This is a genomic window from Pseudomonas sp. BN102 (assembly GCF_029871245.1).
Classification (GTDB): domain Bacteria; phylum Pseudomonadota; class Gammaproteobacteria; order Pseudomonadales; family Pseudomonadaceae; genus Metapseudomonas.
Window position 1 is genome coordinate 294988 of the sequence record NZ_SSON01000073.1, and the last position, 21796, is coordinate 316783.

Sequence of the window (21796 nt, forward strand, 5' to 3'; positions counted from 1 at the left end):
CACCTCTTCTTGTTGTCAGGTTGGCTGGAGTGGCGCCAGGGCGCCACGGATGAAATGCCAGAGCTGGCGTGACAGCTGTTCCGCCGCCGGCCGTGGTGAGCGGCCGAGGGCTTCCAGCAGCGCCTGGTGCATGCCGCCGAGGATCATCGCCGACACCAGCTCCGGGTCGAGGCTGGCATTCAGCTGGCCGGCGGCCTGGCCACGTCGGATGTTGTCCGCCCCTTGGCGCACGTTCTCGGCGATGCGCTGGGCCTCTAGGGCGGCCACTTCCGGCTCCCGCGCCAAGCTCACCAGCAGCAAGGGCGCCAGGGGTTCGGCGTAGACGAATTGCACCGCGCGGCGCACCCGTTGCTCCTCGCGACTGCACCAGTCCTCGGCGCCCGGCAGCGGGTCCGCTGCCATCACCTCGGCCTGGTAGCGGTCGTGAAAGTCCTCGGCCACCGCTGCCAGCAGACCCGCGCGGGAGTTGAAGTAGCGATAGATCAAGCCGACCGAGACGCCGGCCCGCTCTGCCACACGCCCTACTTCCAGGCCGCCGCCCAGTTCCAGCAACTCCTCGCGGGCAGCATCCAGCAGGCTGGTACGGGTTCGCAGGGCTTTGGCGGACAGATCGGACATGGGAGCACTCGATAAAACGATAGACAATAAAAGTGAATTCAGTTTACTTATTTATCCCGACACGCCAAGCCCCCGACCAATAAAAACAACGGAGCGCTTTCCATGACCGATTCCACCGTCCACTACGCGGTCGACGGCCGCATCGCCACCCTCACCCTGAACCGCCCGGATCGCCTGAATGCCATCGACGACCGCATGCCGGCCGACCTTGAGGCCGCCGTGCAACGGGCCAACGCCGACGACGCTGTCCACGTCATAGTGCTCACCGGCGCCGGGCGGGGATTCTGCAGCGGCTACGACCTCAAGTTCTTCGCCGAGAACCCACGCGGAATCTACGGCAGCCAGGAAATGCCCTGGGACCCGATGGTCGACTACGCGCTGATGAAGAAGAACACCGAACACTTCATGAGCCTGTTCCGCAGCTACAAGCCGGTGATCGCCAAGGTCCACGGACCGGCGGTGGCCGGCGGCAGCGACATCGCCCTGTGCTGCGATCTGATCCTGATGGCCGACGAGGCGGTGATCGGCTATCCGCCAGCGCGAGTCTGGGGCTGCCCTACCACGGCCATGTGGGTCTACCGTCTGGGTCCGGAGAAGGCCAAGCGCATGCTCCTCACCGGCGACCTGATCGATGGCCGCGAGGCCCAGCGCCTGGGCCTGGTCTACCAGAGCGTGCCGCTGGCCGAACTGGATGCCGCCGTGCAGCAACTGGCCGAACGCATGCAGGGCATCCCGAAGAACCAGCTGATGATGCAGAAATTGATGATCAACCAGGCCTTCCACAACATGGGCCTGGAAACCACCCAGATGTTCGCCACCCTGTTCGACGGCATCACCCGCCACAGCCCGGAAGGTGTGCGCTTCAAGGCGCGCTGCGAGGAAGTGGGCTTCGCCCAGGCGGTCAAGGAGCGCGACTCGGGCCAGCCGATCCCCTGAGCGCGGCGCGATCCCGTCCAACCGAGTACAGGAGGTGTTCGATGACGATTCAGCAACCGCCGGCCGATCTGCCCAGCATCCCCGCCCTGCTCGCCTGGCGGGCCAGCCACACGCCGGACTGGCCCGCTGCCCAGGTGCGTGACGCCGGTGGCTGGCAAACCCTGGACTGGGGCGAAATCGCCCGCCGCAGCGAGACACTGGCCAGGGCCCTGATCGCAGCAGGGGTGCAGCCCGGCGACCGCGTGGCGATCTGGAGCCGTACGCGCCTGGAATGGAGCCTGCTGGACTTCGCCGTGCTCTGCGTCGGCGCCGTCAGCGTCGGGCTCTACCCGAGCCTCACCCCCGCCCAGGCTACCCAGCAGCTACAGCGCGCCGACTGCCGGCTGCTGTTCGTCGAGCATTCCGCCCAGGCACAGGCGCTGGATACCCAAGTTCTGCAGATCGTCTGCCTCGGCCAGCCAGAGCCGGGCAGCGGACATCAGGGACTCGAAGCGTTCCTCGCCCAGGCTGCAGACATCTCCGTCGAGAAGGTCAGACAGCGCTGGAAAGCTCTGGACCGCGATGCCCTGGCCAATCTGGTATTCACCTCGGGCACCACCGGCGAGCCCAAGGCAGCGATGCTCAGCCACGGCAACCTGCTGGCCTCGATCAGCGCCTACCACCTGCCACCGCCAAGCTATACGGGGCTCGCCTTCCTGCCGATGGCCCACGTCGGCGAGCGGGTGATCGGCCAGTACCAGCGCCTCTGGTGCGGTGCCCAGTCCGCCTATGTGCCGGACATCAACGAGGTGCCCAAGGCGCTGCACGAGATACAGCCGGACTACTTCGGCAGCGTGCCGCGCCTCTTCGAGAAACTGCATGGCGCGGTCATGGCCCAGCGCGACGCCATGCCGGCCGGCAAGCGGCGCCTGCTGGACTGGGCGCTGCGCGTCGGCACCCGCCACGCCCAAGGACAGGTCGGCGGCCTGCCACTGCTGCTGGCACGGCGGCTGGTGCTGGACAAACTGCGCCAGCGCCTCTTCGGTTCGCGCATCCGCGTGCTGGTCAGCGGCGGCGCCCCCCTGGACGCGAATCTGGTGGCCTTCTTCTCCGCCCTCGGCCTGCCGCTGTGTGAGGGCTGGGGCATGTCCGAGTCCACCGCCTTCCTCACCAGCAACGAAGCCGGGCTGCGCAAGCCCGGTTCGGTCGGCCGTGCCCTGCCCGGCGTGGAGTTGCGCATAGGCGAGGACGGAGAGGTCCTGGTGCGCGGCCCGCTGGTATTCCAGGGCTACTTCCGGCAGCCGGACAAGACCGCCGAGACCTTCACGGAAGATGGTTGGCTGCGCTCCGGCGACCTGGGGCGGCTGGATGACCAAGGCTATCTCTGGCTCACCGGGCGCAAGAAGGAACTGATCATCACCGCCGGCGGCAAGAACATCGCACCGACGCCCATCGAGGCGCGCCTCAAGCAGCACCCGCTGGTGGAACAGGCCCTGGTGCACGGCGACCGGCGCAAGCACCTCAGCGCTCTGCTCGCCCTCGATCCGCAGCGCCTGGAAGTCTGGGCGCGGCGTCACGACCTGGCCGGTGAGCAGACGGACTGGCTGCACGCGCCGGCCCTGCTGGCGGACCTGCAGTCCCACATCGACAGCCTGAACGCCGAGTTGTCCCAAGTGGAGAGGATCAAGGCCTGGGCCCTGCTGCCACGATTGCTGAGCCAGGAAGAGGACGAATTGACGCCGACCCAGAAGCTCAAGCGGCCGGTGGTGGAGCGCCGCTTTGCGGAGCTGCTGAATGGGTTGTATGGCTAGGTGGGCGGGTCGACGACCGCACCGTCGAGCAGAACTGTCGCCCGGCATAAATCTGGGAATCGCTGCCGGCGTCCCTCCCCGGATTTCATCCGGGCTACGGACTTCAGCCGGCCGCACCTCATAAGTTGCCTGAGTCCAAACCTCCAAGAAGCCCAAAACAAAAGGCCCCCGAAGGGGCCCTTTTGCTCAGTGGCTGGGCTGGGCGTCTGGCGCCAACGCCGTCTGGGCCTGCCGCGCCTCCACCGGCTTGACCCGGAACCAGGCCGCATAGAGCGCCGGCAGGAACAGCAGGGTCAGCGCGGTGGCGACTATCAGGCCGCCCATGATGGCCACGGCCATGGGTCCGAAGAACACGCTGCGCGATAGCGGAATCATCGCCAGTACCGCCGCCAGGGCGGTGAGCACTATCGGCCGGAAGCGCCGCACCGTGGCTTCGATGATGGCGTGCCAACGGTCCAGGCCGGCGGCGATGTCCTGCTCGATCTGGTCGACCAGTATCACCGAGTTGCGCATGATCATGCCCGCCAGGGCGATGGTGCCGAGCATGGCGACGAAACCGAAGGGCTGGCGGAATACCAGGAGGAACAGGGTCACGCCGATCAGCCCCAGGGGCGCGGTGATGAACACCATGGCCGAACGCGAGAAGCTCTTCAGCTGCAGCATCAGCAGGGTCAGCACGACGACGATGAACAACGGCATGCCAGCGTTCACCGACTTCTGCCCGCGGGCCGAATCCTCAACCGTGCCGCCCACTTCCAGCAGGTAGCCATCGGGCAGCTCGGCGCGGATCGGGTCCAGGGTCGGCGAGATGTCCTTGACCAGGCTGGCCGGCAGCGATTTGTCGTAGATATCAGCGCGCACGGTGACCGTCGGCAGGCGGTTGCGATGCCAGATGACGCCTTCCTCGAAGCCGTACTCCAGGGTGGCAATCTGCGACAGCGGCACGCTGCGACCATTGTCGGTGGGCACCGCCAGGCTCGGCAGCAGGGCCAGTTCCTGGCGCTCGCGCACGGTGCCGCGCAGGAGGATCTCGATCAGTTCGTTGTCCTCGCGGTACTGGCTTACCGGCGCACCGGTCAGCGAGCTCTGCAGGAAACGCGACAGGTCGGCGGTGCTCACGCCCATGGCGCGGGCGCGGTCCTGGTCGACGTTCAGCCGCACCACCTTGCTCGGTTCTTCCCAGTCCAGGTGCACGTTCACCACATGGGGGTTCTCGCGGACCTTGTCGGCCACTTGGCGGGCCAGGGCGCGGACTTCGTCGATATGCTCGCCAGAGACCCGGAACTGCACCGGGTAGCCTACCGGCGGGCCGTTCTCCAGGCGCGAGATGCGGCTGCGCAGGGTGGGGAAATCGTCGTTCAGCGTCTGGATCAGCCAGCTGCGGATTTCCTCGCGGGCCTCGATGGATCTGGCCAACACCACGAATTGGGCAAAGCTGGCCGCCGGCAATTGCTGGTCCAGCGGCAGGTAGAAGCGCGGCGAACCGGTGCCGACATAAGCCACGTAGCTATCCACAGCCGGATGGTCGCGCAGCATCGCCTCCAGACGCTTGACGTCGGATTCGGTGTTGCTGAGGGAAGCACCCTCGTTGAGCTTGAGGTCCACCATCAGCTCCAGGCGCCCGGAGGCCGGGAAGAACTGCTGGGGCACGAAGCGGAACAGGGCGATGGAGCCGACGAAGGCCACCAGGGTCAGCAGGATCACCGTCTTGCGCCGCCGCACGCACCACTCCACCACCCGCCGGACGCGCTGGTAGAAGGGCGTCGAGTAAGGGTCATGGCCCTTGTCGCTGCCGCCATGCTTCCTCGCGTGCAGCTTGGCCAGGTCGGGCAGCAGGCGGTCGCCCAGGTAAGGCACGAACACCACCGCGGCTATCCAGGACACCACCAGGGCGATGGTGACGACCTGGAAGATCGAGCGGGTGTATTCGCCGGTGCCCGATTGCGCGGTGGCGATGGGCAGGAAGCCGGCAGCGGTAATCAGGGTACCGGTAAGCATGGGAAAGGCCGTGCTGCTCCAGGCGTAGCTGGCCGCCTTGAGGCGGTCGTAGCCCTGTTCCATCTTGATCGCCATCATCTCCACCGCGATGATCGCGTCGTCCACCAGGAGACCTAGCGCCAGCACCAGGGCGCCGAGGGAAATCTTGTGCAGGCCGATGCCGAGGTAGTACATCACCGCGAAAGTCATGGCCAGCACCAGCGGGATGGACAGCGCCACCACCAGGCCGGTGCGCAGGCCCAGGGAGAAGAAGCTCACCAGCAGCACGATGACCAGGGCCTCGGTGAGCACGCGAACGAACTCCCCTACCCCGGTCTTCACCGCCGCCGGCTGGTCGGACACCTTGCGCAGCTGCATGCCGACCGGCAGGTTCTGCTGCAGGCGGGCGAACTCGGTCTCCAGCGCCTGGCCGAGGATGAGGATGTCACCGCCAGCCTTCATGGATACCGCCAGGCCGATGGCGTCCTCGCCCATGAAACGCATGCGCGGCGCCGGCGGGTCGTTGAAGCCACGGCGCACGTCGGCCACGTCACCGATACGGAAGGTGCGGTCACCCACGCGGATGGGGAAGTCGCGGATTTCCTTCACCGAGTCGAAACGGCCGGACACCCGCAGTTGCACGCGGTCGCTGGAGGTCTCGAAGAAGCCCGCGCTAGCCACCGCGTTCTGCTCTTCCAGGGCCTGCTGCACAGCGGCCAGGGGCAGGCCCAGGGTGGCCAGCTTGACGTTGGAAAGCTCGATCCAGATCTTCTCGTCCTGCAGGCCGAGCAGCTCCACCTTGCTCACGTCCTTGACCCGCTGCAGCTGCAGCTGGATGCGGTCGGCGTAGTCCTTGAGCACGGCGTAGTCGAAGCCTTCGCCGGTCAGCGCGTAGATGTTGCCGAAGGTGGTGCCGAACTCGTCGTTGAAGAAGGGTCCCTGGATGCCCGGCGGCAAGGTATGGCGGATGTCGCCGATCTTCTTGCGTACCTGGTACCAGAGCTCGGGAATCTCTTCGGAGTGCATGGAGTCGCGGGCGATGAAGGTCACCTGGGACTCACCGGGGCGCGAGAAGGAGACGATCCGGTCGTACTCGCCGGTCTCCATCAGCTTCTTCTCGATGCGTTCGGTGACCTGGCGGGCCACTTCCTCGGCGCTCGCCCCCGGCCAGTTGGTGCGCACTACCATGGCCTTGAAGGTGAAGGGCGGATCTTCGCTCTGCCCCAGCTTGGTATAGGAAATGGCCCCGACAATGCCCAGCAGCAGCATGATGTAGAGGACGATCTGGCGGTTCTGCAGCGCCCAGGCGGAGAGGTTGAAGTTCACGGCAGCTTACTCCTTGGCCACCAGCTTCACCGAGCGGTTGCCGCGGTCCACGGGGCGCACCTGCTGGCCCTCGCGCAGCACCTGCACGCCGGCGGCCACCACCCAGTCCTCGGGTTTCAGGCCTTCGAGCACCGGCACCCGGTCCTCGCCGTAGGGGCCGACCCGCACGGGGCGGCGCTTGAGTGTGGAATCCTTGGGATCCACCACCCAGACATAGGGCTGGCCGGCCTCGGCGGTCAACGCCGAGAGCGGCACCGACAGTGGCACCGCGCCGTTGTTGCGGATGAATACGCGGGCGCTCTGGCCCAGTTCCGCCGGCACCTTGCCGTCGGCGAAGGCAACCCGCGCGGCGAAGGTACGCGATTGCGCATCGGCGGCCGGCGCCAGTTCGCGGATGCGCGCGGGGAAGCGCTGTCCCGGCAGCGACCAGAGCTCCACCGCCACCTCCTGCCCAACCTTTATGCGATCGAAACCGTGCTCGGGCAGGCTGATCAGCACCTCGCGTTCGCCGTCCGCAGCCAGGGTGAAGACGGTCTGGCCGGCGGCCACCACCTGCCCCACCTCGACACGACGGCTGGCGATCACGCCGTCCTGGGGCGCGCGCACCACCGAATAGGCGGCCTGGTTGCTGGCGACGTTGAATTCAGCCTTGATCTGTTTCACCCGCGCCTCGCCGGCGCGGTACTGGTTTTCCACGTTGTCGTACTGGGAGCGGCTGATCATCTGGCGATCCAGCAGCGTGCGGTAGCGATCACGCTCGGCGCGCACCAGCTTGAGATTGGCCTCGGCCGCCGCCACCTGGGCGCGGCTGGCCTCCAGCTGCAGGCGCACGTCCTGCGGGTCCAATTCCGCCAGGGACTGGTCCTTCTTCACCCGCGCACCTATTTCCACCAGACGCCTGGTCACCTTGCCGCCGATGCGGAAGGCCAGTTCCGGCTCGTAGCGCGCCCGCACCTCGCCCGGGAAGGTATCCACCGCGTCGGCGGCCGGCTGCGGCTGCACCACCATCGCCGGCCGCACCGCCTGTTGCACGGGTTCGCCATTGCCGCAGGCCGTGATCAGCAGGGAGACGGAAAGTGGCAGAGCGAGGGACAAGGCATGGCGAAACATGATGAATGACCTTTCGCGAAGAGCGGTTGGAATATTTATACTGCTGGGTATAGTAAAAATAGCAAACTCACCAGTCCAGTATTTACAAACAAATGTCTGACATTTCATTTCCGACCAGCGGCCCGGGCCGCCCAAAAGACCCAGCGAAGCGAAAGGCGATTCTCGAAGCCGCCAAGAATCTCTTCCTGAGAAACGGCTACGACGGCAGCAGCATGGACGCCATCGCCGCCGAGGCCGGAGTGTCCAAACTGACCGTGTACAGCCATTTCACCGACAAGGAGACGCTGTTCTCCGCCGCGGTGAAGGCCAAATGCGAGGAGCAACTGCCGGAACTGCTGTTCGACCTGCCGGCGGATGCCAGCATCGAGAGCGTGCTGCTGAACATCGGCCGCAGCTTCCATGAGTTGATCAACAGCCGCGAGTCGGTGGAACTCCACCGCGTGATGGTGGCGGCGGCCAGCCAGAATCCGAAGCTGGCGCGGATGTTCTACGAGGCCGGCCCCCTGCAGGTGCTACGGGAAATGACCGGGCTGCTGAGCCAGGCCAAACAGGCCGGCAAGCTGCGCATCGAGGAGCCGGTGAATGCCGCCGAGCACTTCTTCTGTCTGATCAAGGGCGGACACAACTTCCGCCTGTTGATCGGCTACACCCCCCCCCTGGATGGTGAGGATGCCGAGCGGCATGTGCGCGAGGTGGTGGAGCTGTTCGTCAGGGCCTATGCGCCTTGAAGGCAGCCTGAAGCAGGACACCAGGCTTTCAGCTTCTAGCCCTTGGCTTCCAGCTTCTTCTTCGGATAGATGTCATAACGGCTGGACTTGCCTTCCAGCGCATAACCCGGCTTGGCGCCTTCGATGATCGGCGCCTTGCGCGGGCGCTTGACCACGACCCGGTGGCTGGCCAGGGCCAGGGCGGCCTCCAGCAGCGCCGGGGCGTCCTGGTCGTCGCCCACCAAGGGACGGAACAGGCGCATTTCCTTCTTCACCAGGGCGCTCTTGTCGCGGTGCGGGAACATCGGGTCGAGGTAGATCACCTGGGGCGCCTCGCCCTGCCAGTTACGCATCAGCTCGATGGCATTGCCCTGCAGCAGGTGCATGCGCGCGGCGATGGCGGCGGTTTCCAGGTCCCGGGCGGCACGGGCCAAGCCATCCTCCAGCAGCGCGGCGATCAGGGGCTGGCGCTCGATCAGGGTCATCTCGCAACCCAGGGTAGCCAACACGTAAGCGTCACGCCCCAGACCCGCGGTGGCGTCCAGAACCCGGGGGCGAACGCCGGGCTGCACGCCCACCGCCTTGGCGATCATCTGCCCGCTGCCGCCGCCGAATTTGCGCCGGTGCGCGGCTGCGCCCTCGACGAAATCCACCCGCACTGGCCCAGGCGAGTCAGGGCCCAGTTGCAGCAGCTGCAGGCCTTCGCTGCCCAGCTGCAGGGCGAAATCTGCCTCGCCTTCGCGTGCCAGCCCCAGGCGCGCGGCCCAGCCCCCCAGCGCCTCGGTAAAGGCCGGCTCCAGGGCCTCGGCCCTCACCCTGACAGATTCTTCACTCATGGACACACACGCCTGACCGGAAAAAACCCGCGCATTCTGCCAGAGCCGGAGTCCAGCGTCCCGCCGTCGCCCCGACTGGTAGGTTGGCGCTGAGCGCAGCGAAGCCCAACGATTCCCGGCACGGATTCGTTGTCGGGCTTCGCCTTCGGCTCTGCACCAACCTACGGACAGTGCCATAGGTAAATCAGCGGCACATGCGGAACAGCCCCATGTCCAGATGGAAATGGTCGCGGTGGGCCACGTTGTAGTCGGGCCCCAGGGTGGCATTGAAATGCTCGCAGGCGGCGTCGCGCACCTCCCGCAGGAAGCGCGCTTCGTCACCCTTCCCGTCCCAGTCCCGTGCCAGCGTGATGCGCCGGCCATCAGCCAGGCGGAAACCGGAGATGTCCAGCGCATTGGCCGAAGCATGCTGGCTGCGGCGCTGGCCGCCGCCGATATTGCGGCAGGCGAAGCTGCCCAGGTGCTCGATGCGCGCCACCCGCTGGCCGAACACCTGTTGTGCGGCGGGCTGCAGGCCGTGCCGCTCGAACAATGCGAAGGCCACCGCCAGCTCGCAGCTGGCGATGAAGCTGCTGCTGAAGGCGAGATCGGAGGCGCTGATACGCACCGAGTTTTCCAGGGGGCAGCCGGCGGCCGGCGCACCGTCCGGCACTCTCGTGTACTTCAATGGAGAGCTGGCCAGGGCCAGGCGACAGAGTTCGGGGTCATCCTGCAGACGCCACAGCTTGATGGAGGTGACCAGGTTCGGCGCCTCCCGCACATCCAGAGGCGCCCAGGGACTCCAGCGCGGCGGCAGTTGCAGCGACCAGCCCTGATCCAGGGGCGGCGCCACCAGCACCGCCAATGCCGCGATGTACATCGGCAGGCGGCGCAAGGTCGGCTCAGGACCTGAACAAATCGTTGATGCGGTCGAAGGGCATCGCCTGGCCCATAGCAGCCAGATTGCCCTGGTGCAACTCCTCCGCCACGTGGAAGAAGGCGCCATAGGCCACCCGCGCCAGGTTGGAGCCGACGCTGACGCGCTTGACCCCGAGTTCCGCCAGTTCTTCCAGGCTCAGCTTCAGGCTCGACGAGCCGACCAGCACGTTCACCGGCCGCGGGGCCACGGCTCGCACCACTTCGCTGATCTGTGCACGGGTGGTCAGGCCCGGCGCGTAGAGCACATCCGCCCCCGCCTCGGCATAGGCGACCAGGCGGCGCAGGGTGTCGTCCAGGTCGGGGCGGCCATGGAGGAAGTTCTCCGCCCGCGCCGCCAGGGTGAAGGGGAAGCCGAGGCCGCGGGCGGCTTCCACCGCCGCGCGGATGCGCTCCACCGCCAATTCCAGCGGGTAGATGGGCTCCTGCTCCCGGCCACTGGCGTCTTCGATCGAACCACCCACCAGCCCGGCCTCGGCCGCCGCCTGGATGGTCGCCGCGCAGTCCTCGGGGCGATCGCCATAGCCGTTCTCCAGGTCCGCCACCACCGGCAGGGGCGTCGCCTCGACAATGGCGCGGGCATTGGCCAGGGCCTCGTCACGGCTGACATTGCCTTCGGCATCGCGGCGGCCAAGGGCAAACGCCAGGCCGGCGCTGGTGGTGGCCAGGGCAACGAAGCCCAAGTGGGCGAGCATCTTCGCGGAGCCGGCATCCCAGGGGTTGGGCAGGACGAACAGTCCGGGGGTGCGGTGCAGGGCGGCGAAGGCTTCCCCGCGTTGCGCTTGAGTGGTCATGGGCAGGCTCCGGAAGATCGGGATAGAACGAATAGCCTAGCCCAAGCCTCAGAGCAGGCCGAGTTGTTCGGCGGGCGGCGCAGGCAGGTCCAGCGCCGGCAAGCCGGGCAGGCGTTCGGCCAGGGCGGCGTGGAAGCGCAGGGCCTGGGCGGCGGCCAGGTGGTTGTCCGGGGTGTGCAGGAAGACGTTCGGCGTGAGGCCTGCTTCGATCCAGCCGGCCACCTTGCCCAGCCAGGGCTCGAGGAAAGGCTGGTTGGCGTCCAGGTCCGGCCCGCCGATGAAGCGCAGCTGCGGACTGGCGCTGAACGCGGTGGGCCGCACCGGCACCCGCGGTTTCTTCGACTGCGCGTGGAGCACGGCGGGGTCCCGGGAGCGGCAACTGAACAGTGCCCGCGAGTCCAGGCAGATGCGTTCCACACCGCGCTCATGCAGCAGCCGGTTCAACAGCCGCTCGGCATCGCCCTTGTCGAAAAAGGCCGGGTTGCGCACTTCCACCGCCACGCTCTGCTGGCTGAACTCGTCCAGCCAGGCCGCCAGTTCGCCTAGCCGGGCAGGCCCGAAGGCCGCCGGCAGCTGCAGCCAGAGCGGCGCCAGGCGTCGTCCCAGGGGCGCCAGCAAACGAAGGAATTCTTCGGTGGCGGCGAACTGGTCGCGCAGGTCGCCTTCATGGCTGATATCCCGGGGCAGCTTGGCGCAGAAGCGGAAGCGCTCCGGCATGGTCTGTGCCCAGCGCTGCAGGGTCTCGGTGGAGGGCCGCGCATAGAAGGTGGTGTTGCCTTCCACAGCATTGAACACCTGGCAGTAGTGCCCCAGGGTATCGGCGGGACGAACGTCGGCGGGGTAGAAAGTCCCGCGCCAGGCCGGCTCGTTCCAGGACGGGCAGCCCAGGTGGTAAGGCAGCATCAGGCGTAGAGGTCGAGGCCGAGAACTTCGGGGGCGTCGGGTTCGACGGCGAAGCGGGCGGTGCTGGCGTAGCTGGCGATGGCCTGGGCCGCGCGATTGCTGATGTTGTGCTGCTGGATCAGGTCTTGGGGACGTGCCGGCAGGCTCTCTCCCGGTGCATTGCCGGCCTGTACGCGGCGCGGCTGGGCGGCCTGTTCGTAACCCTGGCTCGAGGCGGGCGTAGCCGGTTGCTCGCGGCGGGCCTCCTCTTCGCGCTGCACCTCGCGGAAAGGCGTGACCGCACTGCCCTGGCGGGGGCTGCGCTCCAGCGGATAGGAAGAGGTGAAACCATCGATGCGCATCAGTTACTGCTCGGCAATGCTGGCGTTTCGAAACTAGTGCAGATGGACTCTAGCCGCCCTGCCCCGCCTTGGCAATCCGGGGCATGGGGCCGCTCGGGCCATTCTACTTCGGCGCCTTCGGGGTGGCGACGTTGTCGCGCAGGTAGACCGGCTGCGCCTGATCGGCAGGCACGCCTTCTCCCCGCGCCCAAGCGAACCGGGCCAGGGTCAGCAGGTCTTCGGCGTGGGGGAGCAAGGCCGGCGACTGGCCACTGGGCTGGAACGGAATCCGCGCCGCGAAGGTGCCCCAACCGGTACCGGCGCCGTACCAGTCACCGCTGGCATCACGCGGAAGCGCTGCCCGTTCCGGTGGCAGCACGGCTTCCGCCCCGGCCAGGCGCATTTCGCCGGCTTCCAGGCGATAGCAGCCCCAGTAGACCTCGTCCATGCGCGCATCGATGGCCGCGGCCACCTGGCTGACGCCCTGCTCGCGGTGGGCGCGCTGGGCCAGTACGGCCAGGTCGGAGACCGGCAGCACCGGGCAATCCAGGGCGAAGGCCAGGCCCTGGACCACGCCAATGGCGATGCGCACCCCGGTGAAGGCGCCCGGGCCACGGCCGAAGGCGATGGCGTCGACCGCCGTCAGGGGCACCCCGGCCTCGGCCAGCAACGCCTGGATCATCGGCAGCAGGCGCTGGGCGTGCAGCCGCGGGATCACCTCGTAGTGGCTGAGCACCTTGCCGTCATGCAGCAGGGCGACGGAGCAGGCTTCGGTGGCGGTATCCAGGGCCAGCAGAGTGGTCATCGAGAAGTCCAGGCGCAGGAAAAAAGGCGGGCATTATAAACGCCAACGGCCCGCAAGCGGGCCGTTGATCAGGTTCGGGCTGCGTCTCAGCTGAGGGCGGCCAGTACCTTGCCGGTGATCTCTTCCACCGAGCCAACGCCGGCGATGGCGCTGTACTTCGGAGTGCCTTCGGCGGCCGAGAGCTTCTGGTAGAAATCTACCAGCGGCTTGGTCTGCGAGTGGTACACGGACAGGCGATGACGCACGGTCTCTTCCTTGTCGTCGTCGCGCTGGATCAGGTCTTCGCCGGTTTCGTCGTCCTTGCCGGCGACCTTCGGCGGGTTGTGCTCGGTGTGGTAGACGCGGCCGGAAGCCGGGTGCACACGGCGGCCGGCGATGCGGCTGACGATTTCCTCGTCGTCCACGGCGATCTCGACCACGTGGTCGATGGTCACGCCCGCGTCCTTCAGGGCTTCAGCCTGGGGGATGGTGCGCGGGAAACCGTCGAAGAGGAAGCCATTGGCGCAATCGGGCTGGGCGATGCGCTCCTTGACCAGGTTGATGATCAGGTCGTCGGAGACCAGGCCACCGGCGTCCATCACGCTCTTGGCCTTCAGGCCCAGCTCGGTACCGGCCTTGACCGCTGCGCGCAGCATGTCGCCGGTGGAAATTTGCGGAATGCCGAATTTCTTGGTGATGAAACCGGCTTGGGTACCTTTGCCGGCACCAGGGGCCCCCAGCAGAATCACGCGCATCGATGTGCTCCTCAAAGATTTTGTTTTCGATTCGATCGGATTCGCCTCATGGGGCCAATCTCAGAATAGGTTTTCGGCGTCGCTGTCGGGCCAAAAGGACGTTCAAGATACACAGCGCCCCTATAGCGCACAAGACGCCGGAAGTCGGAGGAAAACGGGCCTCAACCGGTGTTCCGCAGGCCCGCCGCGATGCCCGCGACGCTGACCAGAAGCGCCTGTTCCAGAGGGCCTTCGACATGCTGTTCGCAGCGTCTGGAACGCGCCAGGAGCTCGGCCTGGAGCAGGTGCAGCGGGTCCAGGTAGGTGTTGCGCACACTGATGGCCTCACGGGTCTCCGGACTCTGTGCCAGCAGCTCCGACTGGCCGGTCAAAGCCAGCACGGAAGTACAGGCCTGCGACAATAGGTCGCGCAACTGCGCACCCAGTGATTTCAGCTCCGCGGCCACCAGTCTTTCGTCGTACAGCTCGGCAATGGCGACGTCAGCCTTTGCCAGCACCATCTCCAGCATGTCGATGCGTGTGGCGAAGAACGGCCAGCGCTCGCGCATCCGCGCCAGCAGCTGGCCGTCGCCACGCTGCTGGGCGTTGGCCAGGGCCGCTTCCCAGCCCAGCCAGGCCGGCAGCATCAGCCGGGTCTGGGTCCAGGCGAAGATCCAGGGGATCGCCCGCAGGCTTTCCACCCCGCCCGCGCGGCGCTTGGCCGGACGGCTGCCCAGGGGCAGGCGGCCCAGTTCCTGTTCGGGGGTGGCCTGGCGGAAGTAGTCGACGAACTGCGGGTGTTCGCGCGCCACGGCGCGATAGGCGGTCACGCCATCGGCGGCGAGCCGGTCCATAGCCGCGCGCCAGGCCGGTTCCGGCTCAGGCGGCGGCTGCAGGGTGGCTTCGAGCACGGCGGACAGGTAGGTGTTGAGGTTCTGTTCGGCGATGCCGGGCAGACCGAACTTGAAACGGATCATCTCGCCCTGCTCGGTGGTGCGGAAACGTCCTGCCACCGATCCCGGCGGTTGCGACAGGATGGCCGCATGGGCCGGACCGCCGCCGCGACCGACGGTGCCACCGCGACCGTGGAACAGCAGCAACTCCACCTGGTGCTGGCGACAAACCTCCACCAGCCGCTCCTGGGCGCGGTACTGGGCCCAGGCGGCGGCCACGGTTCCGGCGTCCTTGGCCGAGTCGGAATAGCCGATCATCACTTCCTGCGGACCGTGCAACCGCGCGCGGTAGCCGGGCAGGCCGAGCAGGCGGTCGATAGCCGGCGCGGCGTTGTCCAGGTCAGCCAGGGTTTCAAAAAGTGGCACCACGCGGATCGGCCGTTGCAACCCGGCCTCCTTGAGCAGCAGTTGCACCGCCAGCACATCCGAAGGCGCACCGGCCATGGAAATCACATAGGAGCCGAGGGAGGCCGCCGGGGCGTTGGCCACCACCCGGCAGGTGGCGAGCACTTCGGCGGTATCGGCCGAGGGCCGGTGATGCGGTGGCAGCAACGGCCGGCGGTTGTCCAGTTCGCGCTGGAGAAAGGCCAGGCGGTCGTCCTCGTCCCACTCGGAGTAATGGCCCAGGCCCAGGTAGTCGGTGATCTCGTCCAGGGCGGCGGCGTGACGGCCGGCATCCTGACGGATGTCCAGGCGCACCAGGAACAGGCCGAAGCAGGCCGCACGGCGCAGGCAGTCGAGCAGCGCGCCGTCGGCGATCACGCCCATGCCGCAGGCGTGCAGCGAGTGGAAGCAGAGTTCCAGGGGTTCCAGCAGCTGGGCGTTGTCGTGAAGCACTTCCGGGCCCGGAGCCACGTCCCCATCCAGCGCCGCCTCGGCCCAGGCACGGGTGGCGCGCAGGCGCTCGCGCAGTTGCTTGAGCACGGCGCGATAGGGCTCGGGATGGACCCCCACGCGCACCCGCAGCTCGCTGCTGGCCTGTTGCATGGATAGCTCGGCGGCCAGGTGGTCGACATCGCGCAGATAAAGATCGGCGGCCATCCAGCGCGCCAGTAGCAGCACCTGGCGGCTGACGGCTGCGGTGACATTGGGGTTGCCGTCGCGGTCGCCGCCCATCCAGGAGGCGAAGCGCAGCGGCGCGGCGGTCAAGGGCAGGCGCAGGCCGGTGGCCGCGTGCAGAACCTCGTCGACGTGGCGCAGCACATTGGGCAGGGCCTGCCAGAGAGAGTGCTCGATCACCGCGAAGCCCCATTTGGCTTCGTCCACCGGGCTTGGTCGGCTGCGGCGGATCTCCTCGGTGTGCCAGGCCTCGGCGATCAGCCGCAGCAGGCGCTGGCGTACCCGCGCGCGTTCAACATCGCTCAGGTCGCTGTGATCCTGGGCAGCCAACTGCGCGGCGATGGCATCGTATTTCTGGATCAGGGTGCGGCGCGCCACTTCGGTAGGGTGGGCGGTCAGCACCAGTTCGATATCCAGGCGTCCCAACTGCCGGGCCAGTTGCTCCGGGCCGTGGCCGGCGGCGAGCAGGCGCTGCAGCAAGTCACCGAGCACGCGGTCTTCGAACGGCTTGGGCTCCACGGGGCCGCGCCGGCGGATGCGGTGGTACTGCTCGGCGATATTGGCCAGGTTGAGGAACTGGTTGAAGGCGCGGGCCACCGGCAGCAGTTCGTCATCGCTGAGCCCGTCGAGGGTCTCATTGAGCTGGCGCTCGCCCTGGGCCGAGCCCTGGCGCGCGGCCTTGGCGCCCTTGCGGATGCGCTCGATCTTGTCGAGGAAGGCCTCGCCCAGCTGGGTGCGGATGGTGTCGCCGAGCAACTCGCCGAGCAGGTGGACATCCTCGCGCAGGCGCGCGTCGATTTCGGCCATTTCCGTCTCTCCGTCACTGGATTCGACCTCCAGATTGCCCAGAGCGCCATCCAGATACAAGGGTGCGACGAATGGCTCTTTCGAGCCCGTCCGCGAGCTAGGCTGAAGATAGCCGCCACTACCCGCGACGGCGCCCGGACGGCAGAGATCGGCCGGGACTCAAGACCGCCCACCACCCTGTGGGAAGAGGATGAGGTGTCTATGAAGATCCGAGAATTGGTCCGCCATTGGGAGCAGAACGCCAAGGGTCGCCTGACCCGGAGCGAGTACAGCATTCACCTGGACCTGGAGTCCGCCGCCCGTCTCGCCGCCCTGGCCGAGATGTATCCCAAGCGCAGCGTCGAGGAACTGATTGGCGAGCTGGTCGGTGCCGCCCTGGAGGAGTTGGAAGCCAGCTTCCCCTACGTCAAGGGCAGCCAGGTGGTCGCCACCGATGAGCAGGGCGATCCACTCTATGAGGACATAGGCCCGACGCCGCGTTTCCTTGCCCTTTCGCGCCGTTACCTGCAGCAACTGAGCGACCAGCGCGATAGCACCAACCACTGAAACAGGCGCTGGGAGCGCCTTGCCGGCTCACCCCCGCCGATGCACACCCGGTACGTGCAGATGCCCTGCATGCGCGCACTCTTCGCTGGCCACCGGCGGCGGCCCCGGCTGCTGCAGCTCGCGGAGGATGCCGCAGGCCTCGCTGGCGCCCTCGCCGCTGCACTGGGCGCGCAGGTCCTGGAGCTGGCTGCGCAGGGACTGCAACTCGGCGATGCGCACCTCCACATGGTGCAGGTGCTCCTCGATCAGCCGGTTGGCGGTGCCGCAATCGGCCTCGGGGCGGTCACGCAGGGCCAGCAGGGCGCGGATCTCTTCCTGGGTCATGTCCAGCGAGCGGCAGTGACGGATGAAGGACAGCCGCTCCACATGGGCCGCATCGTATTGCCGGTAGTTGCCCGTGCTGCGCGAGGGCGCGGGCAGCAGGCCTTCGCGTTCGTAGTAGCGGATGGTTTCCACCGGGCAACCGGTGAGTGTGGCGAGTTCGCCGATCTTCATTGCCAGACTCCCCTTGACTCTGTAGTTGCTACAGGGTGTGCAATGCAGCTCGAAGCGTCAAACAGGAATTGACCCATGAGCCACCATTGCTGCCACGACCATGACCACGCGCCCCGGTCCGCCGCGCCGGACCTTGCGGGCGTCGCCGCCACCGCCGAGCCGCGCTGGAGCAGCCTGCGCATCGACGCCATGGACTGCCCTACCGAGGAACGCCTGATCCGTGATGCGCTGGGCAAGGTCCCGGCCATCGAGGCCCTGGAATTCAACCTCATGCAGCGCCTGCTGCGAGTACGCCACCGCTTCGACGACCTGGAGCCGCTGCAGCGCCTGATCGAAGGCCTGGGTATGCAGGCCGTGCCCCTGGCCGAAGGTGCCCCGGCAAGCGCGCCGGCCGACGTGAAGAAACCCTGGTGGCCGCTGGCCCTGGCCGGCCTCGCCGCGCTGGCAGCGGAAGCCTGCGAATGGTTCGAGCTCGCACCCGGATGGCTGGTCGCCGGCCTGGCGATACTGGCCATCCTCGGCGCCGGACTGCCCACCTACCGCAAGGGCTGGATCGCCCTGAAGAACCGCAACCTGAACATCAACGCGCTAATGAGCATCGCCGTTACCGGCGCCCTGCTGATCGGCCAGTGGCCGGAAGCGGCCATGGTCAGCGTGCTTTTCGCCATTGCCGAGCTGATCGAGGCGCGCTCCCTGGAACGGGCGCGGGACGCCATACGCGGCCTGCTGCAGCTGGCCCCCGAACAGGCCACGGTGTTCGAGGACGGCCAGTGGCAAGAACGTCCGGCCCGCCAGGTGCAACCCGGCACCCGCGTACGGGTACGCCCCGGCGAGCGTATCGCCCTGGATGGCGAACTACTGAACGGCAGCTCCAGCGTCAACCAGGCGCCCATCACCGGCGAAAGCCTGCCGGTGGAGAAGGACCCGGGCGACCCGCTCTTCGCCGGTACCATCAACGGTGAAGGCGAGCTGGAGTACCGCGCCACCCGCGCGGCCGGCGACAGCACCCTGGCGCGCATCATCCACGCGGTGGAGGCGGCCCAGGGCTCGCGGGCACCCACACAGCGCTTCGTCGACCAGTTCTCGCGCATCTACACGCCGGTGGTGATCCTGATCGCCGTGTTCACCGCCCTGCTGCCGCCCCTTCTGTTCGACGGCGCCTGGCTGGACTGGCTGTACCGTGCCCTGGTGCTGCTGGTGATCGCCTGCCCCTGCGCCCTGGTGATCTCCACCCCGGTGACCATCGTCAGCGGCCTGGCGGCGGCGGCCCGCGGCGGCATCCTGATCAAGGGCGGGGTCTTCCTCGAACTCGGCCGCAAGCTGGCCTGGGTGGCGCTGGACAAGACCGGCACACTGACCGAGGGCCGTCCGCAGCAGACCGACGTCGAGCTGCTGCAGGCGGATGAGCGTGATGCCCGTGCTCTGGCCGCCAGCCTGGCGGCCCGCTCGGACCATCCGGTGTCCCAGGCCGTGGCCCGCGCCGCCGAAGCCGAGGGCATCGCCCTCTACGCCGTGGATCGCCTGGCCGCCCTGCCCGGCCGAGGTGTCACCGGCCTGATCGAGGGCCGTAATTACCACCTGGGCAATCACCGGCTGATCGAGGAGCTGGGACTCTGCTCATCGGCGCTGGAAGCCCGCCTGGACACCCTGGAAGCCCAGGGCAAGACAGTGGTGGCCCTGTGCGGGGAAAGCGCGGTGCTGGCCCTGTTCGCCGTAGCCGATACGGTGCGCGACAGCAGCCGTGAAGCAGTCCTCCAGCTCCACGACCTCGGGGTGAAGACCCTGATGCTGAGCGGCGACAATCCCCACACGGTGCAGGCCATCGCTGCCCAGGTGGGTATCGACGAGGCGCGCGGCAACCTGCTGCCGGAGGACAAGCTGGCGGATATCGTCCGGCGCCGGGCCGGCAGCGCTGCCGTGGGCATGGTCGGCGACGGCATCAACGATGCCCCGGCCCTGGCCCGCGCCGATATCGGCTTCGCCATGGGCGCCGCCGGCTCCGATACCGCCATCGAAACCGCCGGTGTGGCGCTGATGGACGACGACCTGCGCAAGCTGCCGCAATTCATCCGCCTGTCGCGCCGCACCCATGCCGTGCTGATGCAGAACATCAGCCTGGCCTTGGGGATCAAGGCGGTGTTCCTGGCGCTGACCCTGATGGGTCAAGGCACCCTGTGGATGGCAGTGTTCGCCGATATGGGGGCCAGCTTGCTGGTGGTGTTCAATGGGTTGCGCTTGTTGTCGGCGAAGTCGTTGCAGTGATGGCGACTCGCGTACCCCGCTTTCCCTCTCCCCAACCCTCTCCCACAAGTGGGAGAGGGGGCTGTCCGTGCCGGGGGGCCGTCCGTACCAGGTAGGTTGGGCTGAGCAACGCGAAGCACCAACCTACGGGCCGACTAGCCCAATACGTTGCGGTAAACCTTAACCATCTCCTCCCCAAAGGCCACCAACAGCGCCTCACGCAAGCTGCTGCCCGCCGGCCTTGGTCGCCTGAGTTCTTCCACAGCGATTCGCGCCGCCGCGTCCAACGGATACCCGTACACCCCGCAGCTGATGGCCGGAAAGGCGATGCTTACCAGCCCTTCAGCTTCAGCCAAGGCCAAGCTTTTGCGGTAGCAGCTGGCGAGCAGTTCGGGTTCGCGATGGTTGCCGCCGTGCCAGACCGGGCCCACCGTGTGGATCACGAAGCGCGCCGGCAGACGGAAGCCCGGGGTGATGCGCGCCTCGCCCGTGGGGCAGCCGCCGAGGGGGCGGCAGTGGGCCAGCAGTTCCGAGCCGGCGGCGCGGTGGATGGCGCCGTCCACTCCACCGCCGCCGAGCAGCGAGGAGTTGGCGGCATTGACGATGGCGTCCACCTCCAGGGTGGTGATGTCGCCCTGCCAGATTCGAATGTCCATGCCAGGTACCTCCACCCCAGGAAACTAGTCCGTTATTTCACTTCTTGCGGGGTCTCCTGACCAATGCAGCGCACGGCCTTCTTCCTGTTGTCCACCAGCACACCGGTCAGGCCCTTCTGTTGGGTGTCGAACAGCACCAACACACCGTCGATGCACTGGGCGACCTGGGCAGCGGGTTCCAGGGAAACCTTGTAGTCCTCGCCCGGCATGGTCTTCAGCATGGTGAAGTCGGACAGCAGCAGGGCGTCCTCGGGTTTGGCGAAGTGCAGGTAACCGTAGTACCAGAGCACCATCACGGTGCCGACGATGCTGCCGATGCCGGTGAGGATCAGCGGAATGGGGTTGCGTTCGCTCATTGGGGACTCTCTGTATTCGGGACTTCGGCCAGCCGACGCAGTCCGACGAAGCCGGTCGGATCTTCGAGGTAGAGCAGCATCACTTTCCGCCAGGTGGGGTCGGCGAAGGTCTGCACATGGCCGCCGCGGACCGGCTGGAACACCCGCGGCGGGGGCGCAGCTTGATACAAGCGCACACCGTTGGAAAGGGGCACCACCGGATCGTCGACGCTGTGGTAGATCAGCATGGGCAGCCCTTTCAGCTTGCCGATGGCGTGGATGGCGCTGTCGCCGTCGGGCACCAGCCAGGACAGCGGCACCTGCAGCGGCCAGGTCACCCAAGCGTTGGACAGGCTGTACTGGGCCACCTCGCGGTAGCTGGCCGGTACGCCGTCCAGTACCAGGGCCCGGAGTTGGTCGCGGCGCTCGGGATGTTCGGCGAGGTAATGCACCGCCAGCGCGCCGCCGATGCTCTGGCCGAGCACTATCCGCGGCTTGCCCTGCACTTCGGGCGCCTGGTCGAGCCAGGCGAAGGCGGCGTCGATGTCCTGGTACAGCGCCGGCAGGCTGGGCGAGCCCTGGGAGCGGCCATAGCCACGGTAATCCAGCAGCAGCACCTGATAGCCCTGGGCGGGCAGCCACCAGCTGCCACCGAGGTGGGTGGCGACATTGCCGCCGTTGCCGTGCAGGTGCAGCACGGTGCCCTTCACCTCGACGCCTTGCTTGGCCGGCAGCCACCAGGCGTGCAGGCGGGTGCCGTCAGCCGCGGTGAGGTCGATGTCGCGGTATTCCAGTTTGACCCGTTCCGGGGTGAGGGGAAGATGGCGGTCGGGGTAGAACAGCAGCGAGCTGCAGCCTTGCAGGAGCAGTACGGCGAGGATCAGCAGCAAGCGGTAGCGCATGGTGGATTCCTTCCTGGAGATTCGTTGGCCGGCCCCGCGGGCCGGTCAGCGA

Annotated in this window: 20 protein-coding genes; 5 read left to right on the top strand and 15 right to left on the bottom strand. The window is 67.3% G+C overall.

The window, feature by feature from the left end:
* Positions 1-15 precede the first annotated feature (15 nt).
* Positions 16-618: a TetR/AcrR family transcriptional regulator gene (locus tag E8F12_RS20755; RefSeq protein WP_280287497.1), complete on the bottom strand. Its 603-nt coding sequence runs from the start codon at positions 616-618 to the stop codon at positions 16-18.
* A gap of 102 nt (positions 619-720) precedes the next feature.
* Between E8F12_RS20755 and E8F12_RS20760 the strand changes: the two genes are divergently transcribed.
* Both E8F12_RS20760 and E8F12_RS20765 read left to right on the top strand, forming a co-directional pair.
* Positions 721-1554 carry a crotonase/enoyl-CoA hydratase family protein gene (locus E8F12_RS20760; protein ID WP_280327061.1) on the top strand — a complete coding sequence of 278 codons (834 nt, stop codon included), beginning with the start codon at positions 721-723 and terminating at the stop codon, positions 1552-1554.
* Between the two features lie 41 nt (positions 1555-1595).
* Positions 1596-3344, top strand: a complete 1749-nt coding sequence (locus tag E8F12_RS20765) for an AMP-dependent synthetase/ligase (RefSeq protein WP_280327062.1) — start codon at positions 1596-1598, stop codon at positions 3342-3344.
* 186 nt (positions 3345-3530) lie between these two features.
* Here E8F12_RS20765 and E8F12_RS20770 read toward each other — a convergent pair whose 3' ends face one another.
* Both E8F12_RS20770 and E8F12_RS20775 read right to left on the bottom strand, forming a co-directional pair.
* On the bottom strand, positions 3531-6647 hold the full coding sequence (locus E8F12_RS20770) for an efflux RND transporter permease subunit (RefSeq protein WP_280327063.1): 3117 nt from the start codon (positions 6645-6647) through the stop codon (positions 3531-3533).
* 6 nt (positions 6648-6653) lie between these two features.
* Positions 6654-7757, bottom strand: a complete 1104-nt coding sequence (locus E8F12_RS20775; protein ID WP_280327064.1) for an efflux RND transporter periplasmic adaptor subunit — start codon at positions 7755-7757, stop codon at positions 6654-6656.
* Positions 7758-7849: 92 nt separating this feature from the next.
* On the opposite strand from E8F12_RS20775, the gene E8F12_RS20780 reads away from it, so the two are divergent.
* On the top strand, positions 7850-8485 hold the full coding sequence (locus E8F12_RS20780; RefSeq protein WP_280327065.1) for a TetR/AcrR family transcriptional regulator: 636 nt from the start codon (positions 7850-7852) through the stop codon (positions 8483-8485).
* 35 nt (positions 8486-8520) lie between these two features.
* On the opposite strand, the gene E8F12_RS20785 is transcribed toward E8F12_RS20780, so the two are convergent.
* The 8 genes from E8F12_RS20785 to ppc form a co-directional block, all read right to left on the bottom strand.
* The gene (locus tag E8F12_RS20785; protein WP_280327066.1) at positions 8521-9300 is read right to left on the bottom strand and encodes a class I SAM-dependent methyltransferase; all 780 of its coding nucleotides are present in this window, start codon (positions 9298-9300) and stop codon (positions 8521-8523) included.
* A 184-nt stretch (positions 9301-9484) separates the two neighbouring features.
* Positions 9485-10159 (bottom strand): extensin family protein, encoded by a 675-nt coding sequence (locus E8F12_RS20790; protein WP_280327112.1) that lies wholly within the window; start codon positions 10157-10159, stop codon positions 9485-9487.
* A 22-nt stretch (positions 10160-10181) separates the two neighbouring features.
* On the bottom strand, positions 10182-11009 hold the full coding sequence (locus tag E8F12_RS20795) for an isocitrate lyase/phosphoenolpyruvate mutase family protein (protein WP_280327067.1): 828 nt from the start codon (positions 11007-11009) through the stop codon (positions 10182-10184).
* A 48-nt stretch (positions 11010-11057) separates the two neighbouring features.
* Positions 11058-11912, bottom strand: coding sequence for a DUF72 domain-containing protein (locus E8F12_RS20800; protein ID WP_280327068.1), 855 nt, complete (start codon positions 11910-11912; stop codon positions 11058-11060).
* Entirely contained in the window at positions 11912-12253 is a 342-nt protein-coding gene (locus tag E8F12_RS20805) for a hypothetical protein (protein ID WP_280327069.1), read from the bottom strand. The genes E8F12_RS20800 and E8F12_RS20805 overlap by 1 nt, the downstream gene beginning before the upstream one ends.
* A gap of 103 nt (positions 12254-12356) precedes the next feature.
* Positions 12357-13037, bottom strand: coding sequence for a tRNA (adenosine(37)-N6)-threonylcarbamoyltransferase complex dimerization subunit type 1 TsaB (tsaB, locus tag E8F12_RS20810; RefSeq protein WP_280327070.1), 681 nt, complete (start codon positions 13035-13037; stop codon positions 12357-12359).
* 86 nt (positions 13038-13123) lie between these two features.
* On the bottom strand, positions 13124-13771 hold the full coding sequence (gene adk, locus E8F12_RS20815; RefSeq protein ID WP_280327071.1) for an adenylate kinase: 648 nt from the start codon (positions 13769-13771) through the stop codon (positions 13124-13126).
* Between the two features lie 161 nt (positions 13772-13932).
* Positions 13933-16569, bottom strand: a complete 2637-nt coding sequence (gene ppc / locus E8F12_RS20820) for a phosphoenolpyruvate carboxylase (protein ID WP_280327072.1) — start codon at positions 16567-16569, stop codon at positions 13933-13935.
* Positions 16570-16770: 201 nt separating this feature from the next.
* On the opposite strand from ppc, the gene E8F12_RS20825 reads away from it, so the two are divergent.
* Positions 16771-17115: a pilin assembly protein gene (locus E8F12_RS20825; RefSeq protein WP_280327073.1), complete on the top strand. Its 345-nt coding sequence runs from the start codon at positions 16771-16773 to the stop codon at positions 17113-17115.
* A gap of 27 nt (positions 17116-17142) precedes the next feature.
* Here E8F12_RS20825 and cadR read toward each other — a convergent pair whose 3' ends face one another.
* On the bottom strand, positions 17143-17610 hold the full coding sequence (gene cadR / locus E8F12_RS20830; RefSeq protein ID WP_280327074.1) for a Cd(II)/Pb(II)-responsive transcriptional regulator: 468 nt from the start codon (positions 17608-17610) through the stop codon (positions 17143-17145).
* Between the two features lie 75 nt (positions 17611-17685).
* On the opposite strand from cadR, the gene E8F12_RS20835 reads away from it, so the two are divergent.
* Positions 17686-19872 carry a heavy metal translocating P-type ATPase gene (locus tag E8F12_RS20835; RefSeq protein WP_280327075.1) on the top strand — a complete coding sequence of 729 codons (2187 nt, stop codon included), beginning with the start codon at positions 17686-17688 and terminating at the stop codon, positions 19870-19872.
* Positions 19873-20006: 134 nt separating this feature from the next.
* Here E8F12_RS20835 and E8F12_RS20840 read toward each other — a convergent pair whose 3' ends face one another.
* Genes E8F12_RS20840 through E8F12_RS20850 form a run of 3 tightly spaced genes read right to left on the bottom strand, consistent with a single transcriptional unit; the run spans position 20007 to position 21744 of the window.
* Positions 20007-20507 carry an O-acetyl-ADP-ribose deacetylase gene (locus tag E8F12_RS20840; protein ID WP_280327076.1) on the bottom strand — a complete coding sequence of 167 codons (501 nt, stop codon included), beginning with the start codon at positions 20505-20507 and terminating at the stop codon, positions 20007-20009.
* A 32-nt stretch (positions 20508-20539) separates the two neighbouring features.
* Positions 20540-20863, bottom strand: coding sequence for a hypothetical protein (locus E8F12_RS20845; protein ID WP_280286822.1), 324 nt, complete (start codon positions 20861-20863; stop codon positions 20540-20542).
* On the bottom strand, positions 20860-21744 hold the full coding sequence (locus E8F12_RS20850) for an alpha/beta hydrolase (RefSeq protein ID WP_280327077.1): 885 nt from the start codon (positions 21742-21744) through the stop codon (positions 20860-20862). Before E8F12_RS20850 ends, E8F12_RS20845 begins: the two co-directional genes overlap by 4 nt.
* Positions 21745-21796 lie beyond the last annotated feature (52 nt).

Bases quoted from the DNA above. Each gene is read 5' to 3' on its own strand.
- E8F12_RS20755 (WP_280287497.1), bottom strand. From the start codon at position 618: ATGTCCGATCTGTCCGCCAAAGCCCTGCGAACCCGTACCAGCCTGCTG.
- E8F12_RS20760 (WP_280327061.1), top strand. From the start codon at position 721: ATGACCGATTCCACCGTCCACTACGCGGTCGACGGCCGCATCGCCACC.
- E8F12_RS20765 (WP_280327062.1), top strand. From the start codon at position 1,596: ATGACGATTCAGCAACCGCCGGCCGATCTGCCCAGCATCCCCGCCCTG.
- E8F12_RS20775 (WP_280327064.1), bottom strand. From the start codon at position 7,757: ATGTTTCGCCATGCCTTGTCCCTCGCTCTGCCACTTTCCGTCTCCCTG.
- E8F12_RS20780 (WP_280327065.1), top strand. From the start codon at position 7,850: ATGTCTGACATTTCATTTCCGACCAGCGGCCCGGGCCGCCCAAAAGAC.
- E8F12_RS20785 (WP_280327066.1), bottom strand. From the start codon at position 9,300: ATGAGTGAAGAATCTGTCAGGGTGAGGGCCGAGGCCCTGGAGCCGGCC.
- E8F12_RS20790 (WP_280327112.1), bottom strand. From the start codon at position 10,159: ATGTACATCGCGGCATTGGCGGTGCTGGTGGCGCCGCCCCTGGATCAG.
- E8F12_RS20795 (WP_280327067.1), bottom strand. From the start codon at position 11,009: ATGACCACTCAAGCGCAACGCGGGGAAGCCTTCGCCGCCCTGCACCGC.
- E8F12_RS20800 (WP_280327068.1), bottom strand. From the start codon at position 11,912: ATGCTGCCTTACCACCTGGGCTGCCCGTCCTGGAACGAGCCGGCCTGG.
- E8F12_RS20805 (WP_280327069.1), bottom strand. From the start codon at position 12,253: ATGCGCATCGATGGTTTCACCTCTTCCTATCCGCTGGAGCGCAGCCCC.
- tsaB (WP_280327070.1), bottom strand. From the start codon at position 13,037: ATGACCACTCTGCTGGCCCTGGATACCGCCACCGAAGCCTGCTCCGTC.
- adk (WP_280327071.1), bottom strand. From the start codon at position 13,771: ATGCGCGTGATTCTGCTGGGGGCCCCTGGTGCCGGCAAAGGTACCCAA.
- ppc (WP_280327072.1), bottom strand. From the start codon at position 16,569: ATGGCCGAAATCGACGCGCGCCTGCGCGAGGATGTCCACCTGCTCGGC.
- E8F12_RS20825 (WP_280327073.1), top strand. From the start codon at position 16,771: ATGAAGATCCGAGAATTGGTCCGCCATTGGGAGCAGAACGCCAAGGGT.
- cadR (WP_280327074.1), bottom strand. From the start codon at position 17,610: ATGAAGATCGGCGAACTCGCCACACTCACCGGTTGCCCGGTGGAAACC.
- E8F12_RS20835 (WP_280327075.1), top strand. From the start codon at position 17,686: ATGAGCCACCATTGCTGCCACGACCATGACCACGCGCCCCGGTCCGCC.
- E8F12_RS20840 (WP_280327076.1), bottom strand. From the start codon at position 20,507: ATGGACATTCGAATCTGGCAGGGCGACATCACCACCCTGGAGGTGGAC.
- E8F12_RS20845 (WP_280286822.1), bottom strand. From the start codon at position 20,863: ATGAGCGAACGCAACCCCATTCCGCTGATCCTCACCGGCATCGGCAGC.
- E8F12_RS20850 (WP_280327077.1), bottom strand. From the start codon at position 21,744: ATGCGCTACCGCTTGCTGCTGATCCTCGCCGTACTGCTCCTGCAAGGC.